This window comes from Cupriavidus taiwanensis (assembly GCF_900250075.1).
GTDB classification, from domain to species: Bacteria; Pseudomonadota; Gammaproteobacteria; order Burkholderiales; family Burkholderiaceae; genus Cupriavidus; species Cupriavidus taiwanensis_C.
In genome coordinates this window covers 2,594,742-2,609,874 of record NZ_LT977071.1, presented here as the reverse complement: position 1 = coordinate 2,609,874, position 15,133 = coordinate 2,594,742, and the positions used below count along the sequence as shown (strand labels likewise).

Genomic DNA, 15,133 nt, shown 5'->3' with positions numbered 1-15,133 from the left:
CGTCAGAACGTCTTGGTCACCGAGACCAGGAACGTGCTTTTCAGCGGATTGGAAACGGACGGGTTGCCGGAGGAATCCAGCGCGCCGGTGGTGTATTTGTCGTAGACGTCGGTGCGGCCCCAGCCGCGGGTATAGGCGCCGGTCACGGTCCAGCCACCCTCGAAGGCCTTGGACAGCGCCACGCGCACGTCGCGGAAGTTGTAGGCGGCAAAGTTGCGCACGCGCTCCTGGCCGTAGTGCAGCAGCAGCGTGACACCGTGGCCCAGGTCAAAGGTGCCGTTGATGTCCAGGTAGCCGGAACCGCGGCTGTGCAGGTTGTTGCCGGTCAGCAGCGAGGCGCTGTTGTAGCCGAAGTAATCGGGGGTATACGTCAGCCAGTACTTGACGTTGAACCACTTGTACGTCAGCGACGCGACCGCCTCGCCGTAGTTGTACTTGGTCTGCGCGTATTGCAGCTTCGCGCCCGGGTAGAGGTAGTAGTAGACCTGTCCGGCGTAGACGAAGTCGCCGACGCTGCCGGTATAGCCGGCATACAGGTCCCATTCGACCGTGCCGCCCTCGATGAACTTGTCGCTGACGCTCGACATCCAGGTGCCGGCGGAAAAGCCGCTGGGGTGGGCGTAGTCGATGCCGCCCTGCACGGCAGGTTTTCCCCAGGTCTGGCGAAAGCCCCGCGAGACGTACTGCGAGGTCAGCGTCATGTTGGCGCTCCAGGGCGACGTCGCCGCGGCGGCTTCAGCCGGCGGCACGGTAGCGGTGACCTGCGGCACCGGCGCGACCGCCAGCGTGGTGTCGCCATCGGTCTGCGCCAGCGCGGGCAGCGCCTGGCACAGCAACAGGGGCAGGGCACCTTGCAGGGCCCGTCTTGCGGGAAAGCACTTGCGCAGCATGGAAGTTGTCTCCTCCTTGCAGCCGGTCTGGATTTGTTTATGGGTCGCCGGCTTTGGTGATGGGGAGGCGCGACGCGTCCAACCGCGCGCACGCTGCCCGCCGGGACCTCGGTCCCGGCAGCACGTGTGCCGCAGTCAGGGTTCGGGCGCAAGGCCCGCGTGTCGCGCCGCTCGGGTCAGGCAGGCATCGGCATGGGGATGCGCGCCGCGGGCGGTTGCGCTTGCTCTGCGCCACCCTGCCTGCGTGCAGGCGCCGCCTTGTAGTACGGCGCCGTCGAGCGCTGCAGTGGCGCGCGGCCGCGGATCACGTCGGCCAGCTTCTCGGCCATCATGATGGTGGGCGCGTTCAGGTTGCCGGTGACGATCTTCGGCATGATCGACGCATCGACCACGCGCAGGCCAGACAAGCCATGCACGCGCCCCTGGTGGTCGACCACCGCCATCGGGTCGGAAGCGTCGCCCATCTTGCAGGTGCAGGACGGGTGCAGCGCGGTCTCGGCATGCTCGCGCACGAAGGCGTCGATCTCGGCATCGCTCTGCACCATCATGCCGGGCTTGATCTCGCGGCCGCGGAACTGGTCCATCGCCTGCTGGCCGATGATCTCGCGCGTCAGCCGCACCGCGGCGCGGAACTCGCGCCAGTCGACGTCGTGCGCCATGTAGTTGAACAACAGGCGCGGCTTGACGCGCGGGTCGCGGCTGGCCAGCTTGACGAAGCCGGTGCTGGGCGAGCGCATCGAGCCCACGTGGCACTGGAAGCCGTGCGACTTCACCGGGTTGCTGCCGTCGTAGTTCATTGCCAGCGGGATGAAGTGGTACTGCAGGTTGGGCCATGCGAACTCGTCGCTGCTGCGGATAAAGCCGCCGGCCTCGAAGTGGTTGGAGGCCGCCGTGCCGGTGCCGCGCAGGTACCACTCGATGCCGATCGCCGGCTTGTTCCACCACTGCAGCGCCGGATACAGCGAGACCGGCTTGGTGCATTCGTACTGCAGGTACATCTCCAGGTGGTCTTGCAGGTTCTCGCCCACGCCCCTCAGGTCGGCTACCGTGTCGATGCCGAACGCGCGCAGTTCGTCGGCATTGCCCACGCCGGAGCGCAACAGCAGCTGCGGCGACGCGATCGCGCCGTTGCTGACGATCACCTCTCGGCGCGCGCGGGCTTCGCGCACGTGGTCGCCCTGCAGGTACGACACGCCGATGGCGCGCTGTCCGGCGAACAGGATGCGGTCGGCCAGCGCACGCGTATGCACGGTCAGGTTGGGACGTTCGCGGGCCTGGTCGAGGTAGGCCAGCGAGGTGCTGCAGCGGCGCCCGCCCGCGGTGGTGGTGCGGTCCATCGGACCGAAGCCTTCCTGCCGGAAGCCGTTGAGGTCATCGGTGCGGCCGTAGCCTGCCTGCTCGCCGGCCTTGATAAAGGCGTCGAACAGTGGGCTGATGCCCGCCTTGGGCGTGGTCACGTGCAGCGGGCCGTTGCCGCCGTGGTAGTCGTTGGCGCCCTTGTCGTAGGTCTCGGCCTTGCGGAAGTAGGGCAGGCAGTCGGCGTAGCTCCAGTCTTGCAGCGACGGGTTCTGCGCCCAGCCGTCGTAGTCCATCGCATTGCCGCGGATATAGCACATGCCATTGATCAGCGATGAGCCGCCCAGGCCCTTGCCGCGGCCCTGCGTCATGCGCCGGTTGTTCATGTGCGGCTCGGGCTCGGTGACATAGGCCCAGTTGTAGGTGGTGCCCTGCAGCGGATACGCCAGCGCCGCGGGCATCTGGGTGCGCCAGTCCAGGCGCCAGTCGGGGCCGCCTGCCTCCAGCAGCAGCACCGAGACATCGGCGTCCTCGGTCAGCCGCGCCGCCAGCACGCAGCCGGCCGAGCCCGCGCCGACGATGATGTAGTCGTATTCATGGATTGCCTGCATGGTGCAATCTCCTTGTTTGCGTGACGCCGTGCGTGGCAGCCCGGGGGCGGTGCCACCGCGCACGCGATTGCGAAGTCAGCTGCGCTCAGGCGCCGAACCAGCCCATCGCCTTCGGGGCGAGGTTGATATAGCTGTGCTTGAGCTCGGTGTACTCGTCCAGGCCGATGCGGGCCAGCTCGCGGCCGATGCCGCTTGCCTTGTAGCCGCCCCACGGCGCTTCCGGGAAGTACGGGTGGTAGTCGTTGACCCACACCGTGCCGAAGCGCAGCGCGCGCGACATGCGGTTGGCCTTGTCCAGGTCGCGGGTCCAGACCGCGGCGGCCAGGCCATACGGCGTGTCGTTGGCGGCACGCAGCGCTTCTTCCTCTGAGCGGAAGCGCTCGGCGGTGATCACCGGCCCGAAAATCTCCTCCTTCGCAATCTTCATCTCTGCCGTCACGTCGGCCAGCAGCGTCGGTTCCAGCCAGTAGCCCCGCTTGTACACGTCGCCCGGCGGCCGCTTGCCGCCGTGGACCAGGCGCGCGCCCTCGGCGATGCCGGCCTGGACCATGCCGAGGATCTTCTCGTGCTGTTGCGCCGACTGCACCGGGCCCATCTGGGTTTCGCCATGGAAGCCGTTGCCGATCACGATGCGCGGCAGGCGCTCGGCCAGCCGGCCGATGAATGCATCATAGATGCTGTCCTCGACCATCAGGCGCGAGCCCGCGGAGCAGACCTGTCCGGCGTGGAAGAACGCGGCGTTGAGCGCGTAGTCGACCGCGGCATCCAGGTCGGCGTCGGCAAAGACGATGTTCGGGTTCTTGCCGCCCAGCTCCAGGCCGATGCGCTTGAAGTTGCCGGTGGCGGCCTTCATGATGCTCTCGCCGGCAAACGCGCCGCCGGTGAAGGACACCAGGTCCACGTCCACGCTTTCAGCCAGTTCCGCGCCCACCTCGGCGCCGCCGGTCACCAGGTTGAACACGCCCGGCGGCAGGTCCAGCTCGGCCACTAGCTGCGTGAAATGATGCGTGGTCAGCGGCGTCAGGTTGCTCGGCTTGATCACCACGGTGTTGCCCGCGCCCAGCGCAGGCGCGATCTTCCACGCGGCCTGCAGCAGCGGGTAGTTCCACGGCGTGATCAGTCCGCACACGCCGACCGGCTCGCGCAGCGTGCGGCTGATCACGTGGTGCGGCGCTTCGTTGACGGCGCCCGATTCCGACGCCACCAGCCCGGCAAAGTAGCGGAAGGTGGCGGCGATATCGCCCATGTCGGTGCGGCTTTCGGTCAGGGTCTTGCCGGTGTTGAGCGATTCGAGGTGGGCGAGCTTTTCGGCATCGCGGTCGATCAGTTCGGCAATCTTGTTCAACAGCCTGGCGCGGTCGCGGATCGTGGTCTGGCGCCACGGGCCGTCAAAGGCGCGGCGCGCGGCCGCGATGGCCAGGCGTGCATCGGCGCGGGTGGCTTCGGCGGCCTGGGCGATCACCGTTTCGTCGGCCGGGCTGACGATGGCGCGCGTGCCTTGGTCGATGGGCGACTGCCACTGGCCGTCGATATAGAGCTGGGTCTGGATCATTGCTGCGGTTCCGGTTGATCTGGTGGTTTCAGGCGGCCAGGGCGTCGAGCACCATCTGCTGGAAGTGCTGCACGCCGTGCTCGCCAATGGCCGAGGTCTTGTCGTCGGTGACCAGCAGCGGGCCCTGCCCGTTGCGGTAGCCGCGCGACTTCAGGCCGCGCTGCACCGATTCGACGATGCTCAGGTCTTCGGGCTTGAGCACGTTCTTGTAGTACTCGATCAGCTGCTCCTGCTCGGCCGTGGGCGTGCTGTCGCGGAAGTAGAACTCGAAGTGCTGGATGGTGGTGTCGGCGTCCACCGGGAACATGTAGAAGACGCCGTAGTTGCCGTCGCCCGGCAGCACGTTCAGCGTCACGTTGGGCCACAGCCAGTACGCGGCGAAGTCGGTGTTGGGGGCGTCGCTGTCATAGGTGAAGGCGTCGCTGCCCGAGCGGGTCTGCCCGACCTGGCTGGTGTAGAGGCCGCGCACTTCATGCTTGTAGGTCTCCATCTTGATCGACTCCACCAGCGCCGGGTGCGCGGTCTGGCAGTGCAGGCATTCCAGGTAGTTGTCGACTACAACCTTCCAGTTGGCCTTCATCTCGTAAGTGAGCTTGTGCGCCGGCACCAGCTTGTCGACATCCGGGCAGCGCGCGCGGATCTCGTCGTTGAGGCTGCCTGCCAGTTCGGCCAGCGGCTTCGCGTCCATGTCCAGGTTGACGAACACCAGGCCGCAGAACTCTTCCACCCGCACCGGCGTCAGCCCGGCGTTGTCCTTGCAGAAGCCCGGCACGTTCTCGGCGTTGCGCACGTGGATCAGCTTGCCGTCCAGGCCGAACGACCAGGCGTGGTACGGGCAGGTGATCACGTTCTTCGCCTTGCCGGCGCCGTCGGCGAACAGTTCATGCGCACGGTGCGGGCAGACGTTGTAGAAGGCGCGCAGCACGCCGTCGCGGCCGCGCACCACGAAGATGTTCTCGCCCGCTACCTGGGCGGTGGCGTACTGGTTGTTCTCGGCCACCTGGCTCTTGTGCATCACGCACACCCAGCTGCGCGCGAAGATGGTCTTCTTTTCCTGCTCGAAGACCTCCTGCGAGGTGTAGTAGTGGGCCGGCAGCGTGTAGGCGAGCGGCGGCGTGGTGCTGCAGACGGGGGCGGCGGTCTCTTGCATGGGGTGTCTCCTCGTTGGTCTCTGTGCCTTATCGATTCACTATAAGTAAATTAAATTACCTACGGTGATGTGACGTGAGTCTAGTGAGACGAAGCGGGTTGGTGCAATTCAAAAAAACGATAAGATTTCTGATATGAATTGATGATGGCTATGAATTCGCGCGAATTCCGGGGATGGTGTAAGGTTCGAGTTACTCAATTCACCATCGGTTGAAAAAAAGCGGAGGAGCGCCCATGACCGAAGACACTTTTGCCACGCGCCTGAAGGGGGTGCTGGAAGGCAAAAGGATCATGCTCAAGCAGGTGGCGGAGGCGTTGTCGGTATCGCCGTCGGCCGTGCACAAGTGGACGCGCGGCGGCGAGATCGAATACGAGCGCCTGCTGGCGCTGGCCCGCTACCTGGGCGTCAACTGGCTGTGGCTGCGCTACGGCGAGCAGGCCATTGCCGACCTCGAGGCCAGCACCGCGTCCGACCCGCACATCAAGGAACTGCGCCAGAAGCACCTCGCCGAGATCATGGAAAGCGAGGCGCGGATGAAGTTTGCGCAGGAAGTCTCGGGCATCGTCACCTGGGAATGGAACGTGCTGACCGATGGCCTGACCTATTCCTCCAACGACGTCTCGCTGTTCGGCCGCCATATCCGCAACATGGATGACTTCTGGGCCTGCGTGCATCCGGGCGACGTGGCGCGGCTGAAGGAAGTGCTGGCCCGCACGCTGGGTGCGCAGGAGATGCACGAGTGGGAATTCCGCGTGGTGCATGAGGACAACACGCGCTGGATTTCGTCGCGGGCCACGCTGGTGCGCGATTTCGACCAGCGCCCGGTCAAGATGATCGGCGTCAGCCTCGACATTACCGAGCGTCGCCGCGCCGAGGCCGCGCTGCGCCAGAGCGAGGCGCTGCTGGCCAAGGCGCAGCAGATTGCCCACCTGGGCGGCTGGTACTGGAACATTCAGACCGACGACTGCGCCTGGACCGACGAGGCCTACCGCATCTTCGGCTGGGCCCCGCAGGCGTTCAAGGTGACCATGGAGCGTTACCTGGCATCGATCGTCGAGGCCGACCGCCCGCGCGTGCAGGCCGCGATCCGCGCCGCCATCGTCGACAAGGCGCCGTATCGGGTCGACTACCGGATCCAGCTGCCGGACGGCAGCCTGCGCGACATCCATGAAGAAGGCGAGGTCACGCTGGACGAGCACGGCAACGCGCTGACGATGGTGGGGGCGTCGCAGGATGTTACGCCCGGATAGGGCTTGTAGCGGGCTGGCCGGGCAGCGGCCGGGTCATTGAAGGGCGGCATTGCCGCCCTTTTTGTTTGGGCGGGAGGTTTCCGTCACCTGGCATGCGCCCGAGGATAAGCAAGGCAGGGGTGTCGCGGCGTTGCGCGTCGGCGTGCTCGGCCAGGGCTTTGCCGATTTCGCCGAGCCTTCAGTGCAGGCGGCCGTGCTGCGAGTGGCATCGGCCTTCGGCGCGGTGCGCACCATCGACCTGCCCGACGCGGATGCCGCGCGCGATGCGGCGTCGGTGATTTCCGCCTATGAAGTCGGACGCAACCACCTGGCTGTGCCGCAGGGCGGTTCCCCGATCTATGTAACGAGTGTTGCATCGCGGAATTGGGGTTACAGAAGGCTGGTTGCCGCGAATTTCCATTCTAATTGTTTTGTATGAATCATCTAAAGAAACAAATGTTGCATTGGCTGCGGGAGTGCCCCTATACTGCAAGCGCCTGACCGGGCCAACCCCAGGGACTGAACGGGATATCGAGATGCAAATGCAAAGGCAGCAGCAAAAGCGAAGGTCGCTGGCCACCCTGTTGTGGCTGGGCGCCGCCCTCCTGGCCGGCCCGGCGGCGGCCGATACCTATCCGGCGCGACCGATCCGCCTGGTGGTGCCGTCGGCAGCCGGCGGCAGCCCTGACGTGCTGATGCGCGCGCTGGGCGCCGAGGCCGGCAAGTCGCTGGGCCAGTCCTTCGTGATCGACAACAAGCCCGGCGCCTCCGGCGTGATCGGCATCTCCGAGCTCGAGCGCGCCGCGCCTGATGGCTATACGCTCGGCTACGCCAACAACGTCACGCTGTCGATCAACAAGAGCACCTTCCGCAAGCTGCCGTACCGGCCCGATGCCTTGGTGCCGGTGGTGCTGCTGTTCAAGGTGCCGAACGTGATCGCGGTCCGGCCGGACATGCCGGTGAAGACGTTTGCCGAGCTGGTGGCGCACATCAAGGCCAACCCGGACAAGGTCACCTACGCCTCGCCCGGGCAAGGCACGTCCGGCCACCTCACCGGGCAGCTGCTGGCCGACAAGGCGGGCCTTGCCTGGACCCATGTCGGCTACAAGGGCAGTCCGCAGGCCGCAACCGATGTGGTGGGCGGCCAGGTCAACGTGCTGATCGACAACATGCCCACCATCCTGCCGCTGATCAAGGCCGGCAAACTCAAGCCGCTTGCCGTGACCAGCCTGGCCCGCTCGCCGTTGCTGCCGGCGCTGCCGACCATCGCGGAATCCGGCGTGCCGGGTTTCGAGGGCGTGGCGTGGGGCGGCCTGGTGGCGCCGCAGGGCACCGCCGCCGACGTGGTGGCCAGGCTCAACGGCGCCTTCAACCGCGCGCTGGCGGAGCCGGCCATGCGCGAGAAATTCGCCGCGCTGGGCGCCGAGCCGGTCGGCGGCACGCCGCAGGCGCTGGCCGGCTATGCCGCGCGCGAAACCGACAAATGGGCGGCGGTGGTCAGGCAGGCCGGCATCGCGCCGCAGTAAGGCCCGTCGACGAGACAAGGACTGACAATGGCATCGCAATCCCCGGCGCCCCGACGCGCCGACCTGCTCTTTCGCAACGCCACGGTGGTGGATGGCACGGGCGCGGCGCGCCGCAGCGCCGATGTCGCGGTCAGCGGTGACCGCATCGTTGCCGTAGGCGACTGCGCCGGCATCGCCGCGGACCACACCGTCGACGCCGGCGGCCGCGTGCTGGCGCCGGGCTTTATCGACGCGCATACGCACGACGACGGCTACCTGCTGGTGCACCGGGACATGACGCCCAAGGTGTCGCAGGGCATCACCACGGTGGTGACCGGCAACTGCGGCATCAGCGTGGCGCCGCTGCTCAGCGGCGCGCCGCCGCAGCCGCTGGACCTGCTGGGCCCGCCCGCGCTGTTCCGCTTCGATACCTTCGCGCAGTGGCTCGACGCGCTGCGCGCGGCGCCGGCCAACGTCAACGTGGTGCCGCTGCTCGGGCACTCCACGCTGCGCGTGCGTGCCATGCCTGAGCTGGACCGCCCCGCCAATGACGCCGAGATTGCCGCGATGCGCGAGGAGGTCAGGCTGGCGATGGAGGCGGGCGCCTTCGGGGTGTCCACCGGCACCTTCTATCCGCCGGCTGCCGCCGCCACTGAAGCGGAAATCATCGCCGTGTGCGAGCCGGTCCGCACCCATCGCGGTCTCTATTCCACCCACCTGCGCGACGAGACCGACGCCATCGTGCCGTCGATCGAGGAGGCGCTGCGCATCGGCCGCGCGCTGGACTGCCCGGTGGTGTTCTCGCACCACAAGGTGGCGGGCAAGCGCAACCATGGCCGCTCGGCCGAAACGCTGGGGCTGCTGGCCGAGGCCGCGCGCCTGCAGCCGTTGTGCCTGGACTGCCATCCTTATCCCGCCACCTCGACCATGCTGCGGCTGGACCGCGTGCGCCAGTCCACACGCACGCTGATCACGTGGTCCACCGGCTATCCCGCGGCGGGCGGCCGCGATTTCCATGAGCTGATGCAGGAACTGGGGCTGGACGAGGAAGCGCTGCTCGCCCGCCTGCGTCCCGCGGCGGCGATCTACTTCATCATGGACGAACGCGACGTCGCGCGCATCGCTCAGTTCCCGCTGACCATGTTCGGCTCCGACGGCCTGCCGTTCGACCCGCGCCCGCATCCGCGCCAGTGGGGCACCTTCCCGCGCATCCTCGCGCGCATGGTGCGCGAAGAGCAGCTGCTGACGCTCGAAGCCGCGATCCACAAGATGTCCGGGCTGGCCGCGCAGCAATACGGCCTGCAAGACCGGGGGCGCATCGCGCCGGGCGCGTTTGCCGACCTGGTGCTGTTCGATGCGCAGCGCGTGCAGGACCGCGCCACCTTTGAAGACCCGCTGCAGCTCAGCACCGGCATCGACGGCGTCTGGGTCAACGGCGCACAGGTCTGGCAACAAGGCGCGCAGGCCGGGGATGCCGCCGGCAGCGCGCGGCCGGCATTTTCCGGCCGCGTGCTGCGCCGCCTTGCCACCGAACACACTGCCACCACCACACCATCATGACCCACGTATTCCATCGCAATCCGCGCCAGCAACTGCCCGTTGCCGTGGCCGGGCAGGGCATCGAACTGATCGACAGCACCGGCCGGCGCTACCTGGACGCCTCCGGCGGAGCCGCCGTGTCGTGCCTGGGGCACGGCCATCCGCGCGTGATCGAGGCGATCAAGGCGCAGCTCGACTCCATCGCCTATGCGCACACCTCGTTCTTCACCACCGAGGTGTCGGAGACGCTGGCCGATACCCTGGCGCGGGCCGCGCCGGGCGATCTCGATCATGTCTATTTCGTCTCGGGCGGCTCGGAGGCGGTGGAATCGGCGCTGAAGCTGGCGCGCCAGTACTTTGTCGAGGTCGGGCAGCCCGCGCGCCGCCACTTCATCGCGCGCCGCCAGAGCTATCACGGCAATACGCTCGGCGCGCTCGCCATCGGCGGCAACGCCTGGCGGCGCGAGCCGTTCCTGCCGCTGCTGGTGCCGGCGCACCACGTGTCGCCTTGCTATGCCTACCGCGAGCGGCAGGCGGGCGAGACCGATGCGCAATACGCGCAGCGGCTGGCCGACGAACTGGACGCGAAAATCCAGGACCTCGGTCCAGAAACCGTCGCCGCATTCGTCGCCGAAACCGTGGTCGGCGCCACCGCCGGCGCGGTGCCGCCGGTGGGTGACTACCTGAAGCGCATCCGCGCGGTGTGCGACAAGTACGGCGTGCTGCTGATCCTGGATGAGGTGATGTCAGGCATGGGCCGCACCGGCTACCTGTTCGCCTGCGAAGAGGACGGCGTGGTGCCTGACATCGTGACCATCGCCAAGGGGCTGGGCGCCGGCTACCAGCCCATCGGCGCGATGCTGTCGACGCGCCGGATCTACGACGCCATCGTCGGCGGCAGCGGCTTCTTCCAGCACGGCCACACTTATATCGGGCACGCCACGGCTTGCGCCGCGGCCCTGGCGGTGCAGCGGACCATTGCCGAAGACAAGCTGCTGGCCAACGTGCTGGCCCGCGGCGAGCAACTGCGCCAGCGGCTGCGCGAGGCACTTGGCGACCACCCCAACCTGGGCGATGTGCGCGGTCGCGGCCTGTTCGTCGGCGTGGAATTCGTCTCCGACTGCGACAGCAAGGCCACGCTCGATCCCGCGCTGAAGACGCACGCGCGGCTGAAGTCCGCGGCAATGCAGAACGGGCTGCTGGTTTATCCGATGGGCGGCACCGTCGACGGTGTGCATGGCGACCACGTGCTGTTCGCACCGCCGTTCATCTGCACGCCGCGGGATATCGACAATATCGTCGACCGCTTTGCCGTGGCGGTGCAGTCGGTGTTTCCGGTGAGCGTTACGGTGTGATCTGCAGGAAGGCACCGCTTGCTGGTGGTTGGCGGAGTACACAAGCGGGCGTTTGAATCGACCGACGCAAGCAACGCGCAGCGGGCCCGCGCTAGCCGGCACCCCTACAGCCTGAACTCACCCACCACCTGCTGCAACTCCGTCGCCCGCCCCGCCAGCGCCTGCGATGCGCTGGCCGCCTGCTCCACCAGTGCGGCGTTCTGCTGCGTGACGGTGTCCATCTGCGCCACCGCTTCGTTGACCTGGGCGATGCCGGCGCTTTGCTGTTCCGATGCGGTGGTGATCTCGCCCAGCAGCCCGGTGACGCTGGCCACGGCCTGGACGATTTCCTGCATGGTTGTGCCGGCCTGGCCGACCAGGGCCGAGCCGCTGTCGACCTGCTGCACCGAATCGTCGATCAGCTGCTTGATCTCGCGAGCCGCAGCGGCGCTGCGCTGTGCCAGCGTGCGCACCTCGCCCGCGACCACCGCGAAGCCGCGGCCCTGTTCGCCCGCGCGGGCCGCTTCGACCGCGGCGTTCAGAGCCAGGATATTGGTCTGGAAGGCGATGCCTTCGATCACCTCGATGATGTCGGTGACCTTGCGCGAGCTGGCGCTGATCGCCGACATGGTCTGCACCACGTTGCCCACCACTTCGCCGCCGCGCGCGGCGATGCCCGAGGCGCTGGCGGCCATGCCGTTGGCGGCGCGGGCGCGTTCGGTGTTCTGCTGCACCATTGCGGTCAGCTCGCCCATGCTCGATGCCGTTTGCTGCAGCGCCGCGGCCTGCTCTTCGGTGCGTTGCGACAGGTCGGTATTGCCGGCGGCGATCTGGTGCGAGGCGTCGGTAATGGAGTCGGTGGCGGTGCGGATGCGCGTGACCAGGTCGGTCAGCATGTCTTCCATCTCGCCCAGACCGCCGAGCAGCCGGCCGAACTCGCCACCGCGGTCGGTATTGAATTCCTGGCTGAGGTCGCCCGCGGCCACGGTTTCGGCAATGTGGACGGCTTCGGACAGCGGCGCCTCGATGCCGCGCGCCAGTCCCCAGACCGCGCCCACGGCCACGCATAGCGCTCCCGCAGCCAGCGCGATCAGCACGCGCCGCGCATCGGCGTCATCCTGCAAGCGCGGCAAGGCCACCGCGGTCCCGATCGCCATCAGCGACCACATGGCGCCAAACGCCGCGCCCAGGCGTATGCGAATGCCAAGATTCTGCATCTCTGTCTCCTGTCTCCGTCCCAATGCGACCCCATTGCTTAACGGCGAGAAAGGGCGAGGGCTTTAGCCTTCTTGCGAGCGGCGCCGCTTACATTTGCAATTGAGTTGCGTTATGATGGCGCCCGTCGAAACCGCCAGCGCCACCTTCAATGCGTCTGCATGCGAACCTCGTGCGTCTCGCCTGGGCCGTGCTCCTGCTCGTTCTCGTGCAGGCGTGGGCCGCGGCGACGCACGTGCATGCGGTGCCGGAACCGACGCCGGCGGCGCACCCGGCCGTGGCCGTGGCTGCGGACCAGTTCGACGGAGCCGGGGCCGTCGAATCCGGGCGCGCCCCCGCCGAAGAGCAGACCGAGTGCGATTGCCTGTGGTGTTCGCCCCGGCTGCATCTGTTCCTGTGCATCGCGTTCGCGGCCCAGCTGCTGGGCGTGATCCGGCGCTTGCTGTCGCGGAGCCGGCCGGTCGCTGTCACCGCGCCGCCATGGCGCACCCGCTTCCTTTCACCCCCCACCTTGCGCGCGCCCCCGGCGCTGCCCTGCGCCGCCGGCTGAACGCCGCGGCGCCGCCTTCCGCTTACGTCTGATTCCCCGCCCGCCAGCCCAGGCGGGTGGCTTGCTCACGTCTGGATTTGGTACGGCCCGCCCGCTGCCCGCAGCGGCTTCCGTGCGCGCCGTCGCAAGGGTTCATGAACAACAACAACGAACACACGGGTACCGCGCGCGCCTTCGCTTGCGCGCTGTTGCCGCTGGCATCGGGTCTTCTCAGCCAGCCCGCCGCGGCCGAAGCCGGTCACGGCATGCTGCCGCAAGTCAGCGTGGTGGCGACGCAGGACGACCGGCCGCACGACCGGCGCAACGTCGTCACCACCGACAGCGCGGGGCTGCCGGCAGCGGTATCGGTGGTCACGGCCGAGGAACTGGCCACCATCAATATCGGCCGGGACATCTCCAACATGTTCCGCCGCGTGCCCGGCGTGGTGGCCAACAATATCGACCAGGGCGATACCGGCAATGGCTTCCGCATGCGCGGTTTTGCCACCCAGGGCACGCACGGTGCCGACACCGCGGTCTATGTCGACGGGGTGCCGCAGAACATGCCGTCCAGCCAGGCGGGGGCGGGGCACGGTCCGGCCTTCCTGGAATGGCTGACGCCGGACATGATCGGCCAGATCGATGTCATCAAGGGGCCGGTGTCGGCGCTGTACGGCGACCAGAACCGGGCCGGCGCGGTGCCGATCCAGACCCAGTCCGGCGAGGTGCCGTCCAGCTTCGGCATCGGGCTGGACCGCTACGACGGCAAGCGCGCCACCCTGGTGCTGTCGGGCCGCCATGCGCTGCGGCCTGACGCGCAACCGATCGAGTCGCTGTTCGTCGCGGACCTGTACCGCACCCACAGCTACCGCTACGACGGCAGCACCGAGCGCGACAACCTGTTCTGGAAGCTGTCGACGCGCATCGGCGAAGGTCTCTACAGCCTGCGCCTGAATCACTATCGCGCTGAATCGACGGCGGCCGGCTACCTGCTGCTGAGCGACCTGCAGTCGGGCAAGGTGGACCCGCGCTCGACCCAGTACGGCCTGCCTGGCTTCGGCAGCGGCAAGCGCTCGATGTTCGCGCTGAACCGCGCGCCCGCGCACGGCGAAGCAGGCTGGTACGCGACGCTGTACGGCGAAGCCTTCGAGCGCGAGCGCGGTATCGCCACCAGCAGCGTGCAGCATACCGTCGGCTCCGACGACCGCAATATCTTCGGCGGCCGGCTGGCGGGCAACGTTACCTTCGGCGACCGCGCCGCGCTGATGGCCGGCCTCGAAGTGCGCCGCGACCACGGCGATGCGCAACGGCAGATCTGGCTGCGCGGCGTGCCCACCGCCAACTATGTCAACGCACAGCGACTGACCCTGCTGACCTACGGGCTGTTCGTGCAGGGACAGTTCAAGCCGGTCGATGCGGTCAAGCTGAGTGCCGGGTTGCGGCGCGACTGGTTCGACTACGACATCGTCAACCGCAAGCTGCCGGCAGCCAGCACGGACTATTGCAAGGGAGTCACCACGCCGAAGCTCGGCGCGGCCTGGACCGTGCTGCCCGGGCTAGACCTGTTCGCCAACGTCGCCCAGGGCTTCCGCTCGCCGGCTGCCGAGCAGATCAGCAGCAGCGGCGCGGCCGGGCCGCTGGGCGCGCCCGGCGGGACGGTCTATGACGTATCGCCGTCGAAGGTGAAGTCCTACGACGTGGGCTTCACCGCCACCCCGGCGCGCAACCTGACGGTCACCGCGGCGGCCTATTACACCCTCAACGAGGACGAGATCGTCGGGCAGGCGGACGGCTCGTTTCGATCGGTGGGCGACACTACCCGCAAGGGCTACGAAGTCGAGGCGCGCTGGCGGCCGGTGCGCCCGGTTTCGCTCTATGCCAGCTACGGCCACATCATCCAGGCCGAAGCCAACAACCCGCTGCCCAACACCGGCGCCAGGCTGTCGGTGCCGCGCCACCAGCTCAAGCTCGGGGCGGAATACCGGCAGCGGCTGCAGGGCGTGCAGCTGACCGTCAACGCCGACGCCTACCTGACTACCGGCATCCCGTACTACATGGGGACGCCGCAGACCCAGCTGCGCTTCATGCCGGTCTACACGCGCTTCGACGTGCGCGGGGTGCTGGACTGGAAGCAATACCAGCTGTCGCTGTTCGCGGTGCTGCAGCCGCACCGGTTCTCGACCGAGGCCGCCTATGGCTCGGCAGCCGGGCTGCTGGTGTCGCCGCAGCCGAAATGGCAGTTCGGCATGGCGGCGCGCTACTTCTTCTGACCTGCCCGACGGA

General features: G+C 67.7%; 12 protein-coding genes. 7 read left to right on the top strand and 5 right to left on the bottom strand.

Annotated elements, in window-relative coordinates; all coding sequences use genetic code 11:
• Positions 1 to 2 precede the first annotated feature (2 nt).
• The 4 genes from CBM2588_RS28050 to CBM2588_RS28035 all read right to left on the bottom strand — a co-directional run bounded on the left by CBM2588_RS28050 (position 3) and on the right by CBM2588_RS28035 (position 5,499).
• On the bottom strand, positions 3 to 890 hold the full coding sequence (locus CBM2588_RS28050) for a TorF family putative porin (protein ID WP_115683500.1): 888 nt from the start codon (positions 888 to 890) through the stop codon (positions 3 to 5).
• Between the two features lie 176 nt (positions 891 to 1,066).
• Positions 1,067 to 2,797, bottom strand: a complete 1,731-nt coding sequence (betA, locus tag CBM2588_RS28045) for a choline dehydrogenase (protein WP_115683499.1) — start codon at positions 2,795 to 2,797, stop codon at positions 1,067 to 1,069.
• An 85-nt stretch (positions 2,798 to 2,882) separates the two neighbouring features.
• Positions 2,883 to 4,349: an aldehyde dehydrogenase family protein gene (locus CBM2588_RS28040; protein ID WP_115683498.1), complete on the bottom strand. Its 1,467-nt coding sequence runs from the start codon at positions 4,347 to 4,349 to the stop codon at positions 2,883 to 2,885.
• Positions 4,350 to 4,377: 28 nt separating this feature from the next.
• Positions 4,378 to 5,499: an aromatic ring-hydroxylating oxygenase subunit alpha gene (locus CBM2588_RS28035; protein WP_115683497.1), complete on the bottom strand. Its 1,122-nt coding sequence runs from the start codon at positions 5,497 to 5,499 to the stop codon at positions 4,378 to 4,380.
• A gap of 233 nt (positions 5,500 to 5,732) precedes the next feature.
• On the opposite strand from CBM2588_RS28035, the gene CBM2588_RS28030 reads away from it, so the two are divergent.
• From CBM2588_RS28030 to CBM2588_RS28010, 5 genes are all read left to right on the top strand, one after another.
• Positions 5,733 to 6,749: a helix-turn-helix domain-containing protein gene (locus CBM2588_RS28030; RefSeq protein ID WP_115683496.1), complete on the top strand. Its 1,017-nt coding sequence runs from the start codon at positions 5,733 to 5,735 to the stop codon at positions 6,747 to 6,749.
• A gap of 49 nt (positions 6,750 to 6,798) precedes the next feature.
• Positions 6,799 to 7,167 (top strand): hypothetical protein, encoded by a 369-nt coding sequence (locus tag CBM2588_RS31155; protein WP_231942302.1) that lies wholly within the window; start codon positions 6,799 to 6,801, stop codon positions 7,165 to 7,167.
• Positions 7,168 to 7,264: 97 nt separating this feature from the next.
• A complete protein-coding gene (locus CBM2588_RS28020) occupies positions 7,265 to 8,254 on the top strand; it encodes a Bug family tripartite tricarboxylate transporter substrate binding protein (protein WP_115683495.1) in 990 nt (329 codons plus the stop codon).
• Between the two features lie 27 nt (positions 8,255 to 8,281).
• Complete coding sequence (locus CBM2588_RS28015) at positions 8,282 to 9,793, top strand: N-acyl-D-amino-acid deacylase family protein (protein WP_115683494.1); 1,512 nt, start codon at positions 8,282 to 8,284, stop codon at positions 9,791 to 9,793.
• Positions 9,790 to 11,127 carry an aspartate aminotransferase family protein gene (locus CBM2588_RS28010; protein WP_115683493.1) on the top strand — a complete coding sequence of 446 codons (1,338 nt, stop codon included), beginning with the start codon at positions 9,790 to 9,792 and terminating at the stop codon, positions 11,125 to 11,127. Before CBM2588_RS28015 ends, CBM2588_RS28010 begins: the two co-directional genes overlap by 4 nt.
• Before the next feature lie 104 nt (positions 11,128 to 11,231).
• On the opposite strand, the gene CBM2588_RS28005 is transcribed toward CBM2588_RS28010, so the two are convergent.
• Positions 11,232 to 12,323 carry a methyl-accepting chemotaxis protein gene (locus tag CBM2588_RS28005; RefSeq protein WP_115683492.1) on the bottom strand — a complete coding sequence of 364 codons (1,092 nt, stop codon included), beginning with the start codon at positions 12,321 to 12,323 and terminating at the stop codon, positions 11,232 to 11,234.
• Between the two features lie 188 nt (positions 12,324 to 12,511).
• Here CBM2588_RS28005 and CBM2588_RS28000 point away from each other — a divergent pair, with 188 nt between their 5' ends.
• Both CBM2588_RS28000 and CBM2588_RS27995 read left to right on the top strand, forming a co-directional pair.
• The gene (locus tag CBM2588_RS28000) at positions 12,512 to 12,871 is read left to right on the top strand and encodes a hypothetical protein (RefSeq protein WP_147298450.1); all 360 of its coding nucleotides are present in this window, start codon (positions 12,512 to 12,514) and stop codon (positions 12,869 to 12,871) included.
• A gap of 134 nt (positions 12,872 to 13,005) precedes the next feature.
• A complete protein-coding gene (locus CBM2588_RS27995; protein WP_115683490.1) occupies positions 13,006 to 15,120 on the top strand; it encodes a TonB-dependent receptor in 2,115 nt (704 codons plus the stop codon).
• Positions 15,121 to 15,133: the final 13 nt, after the last annotated feature.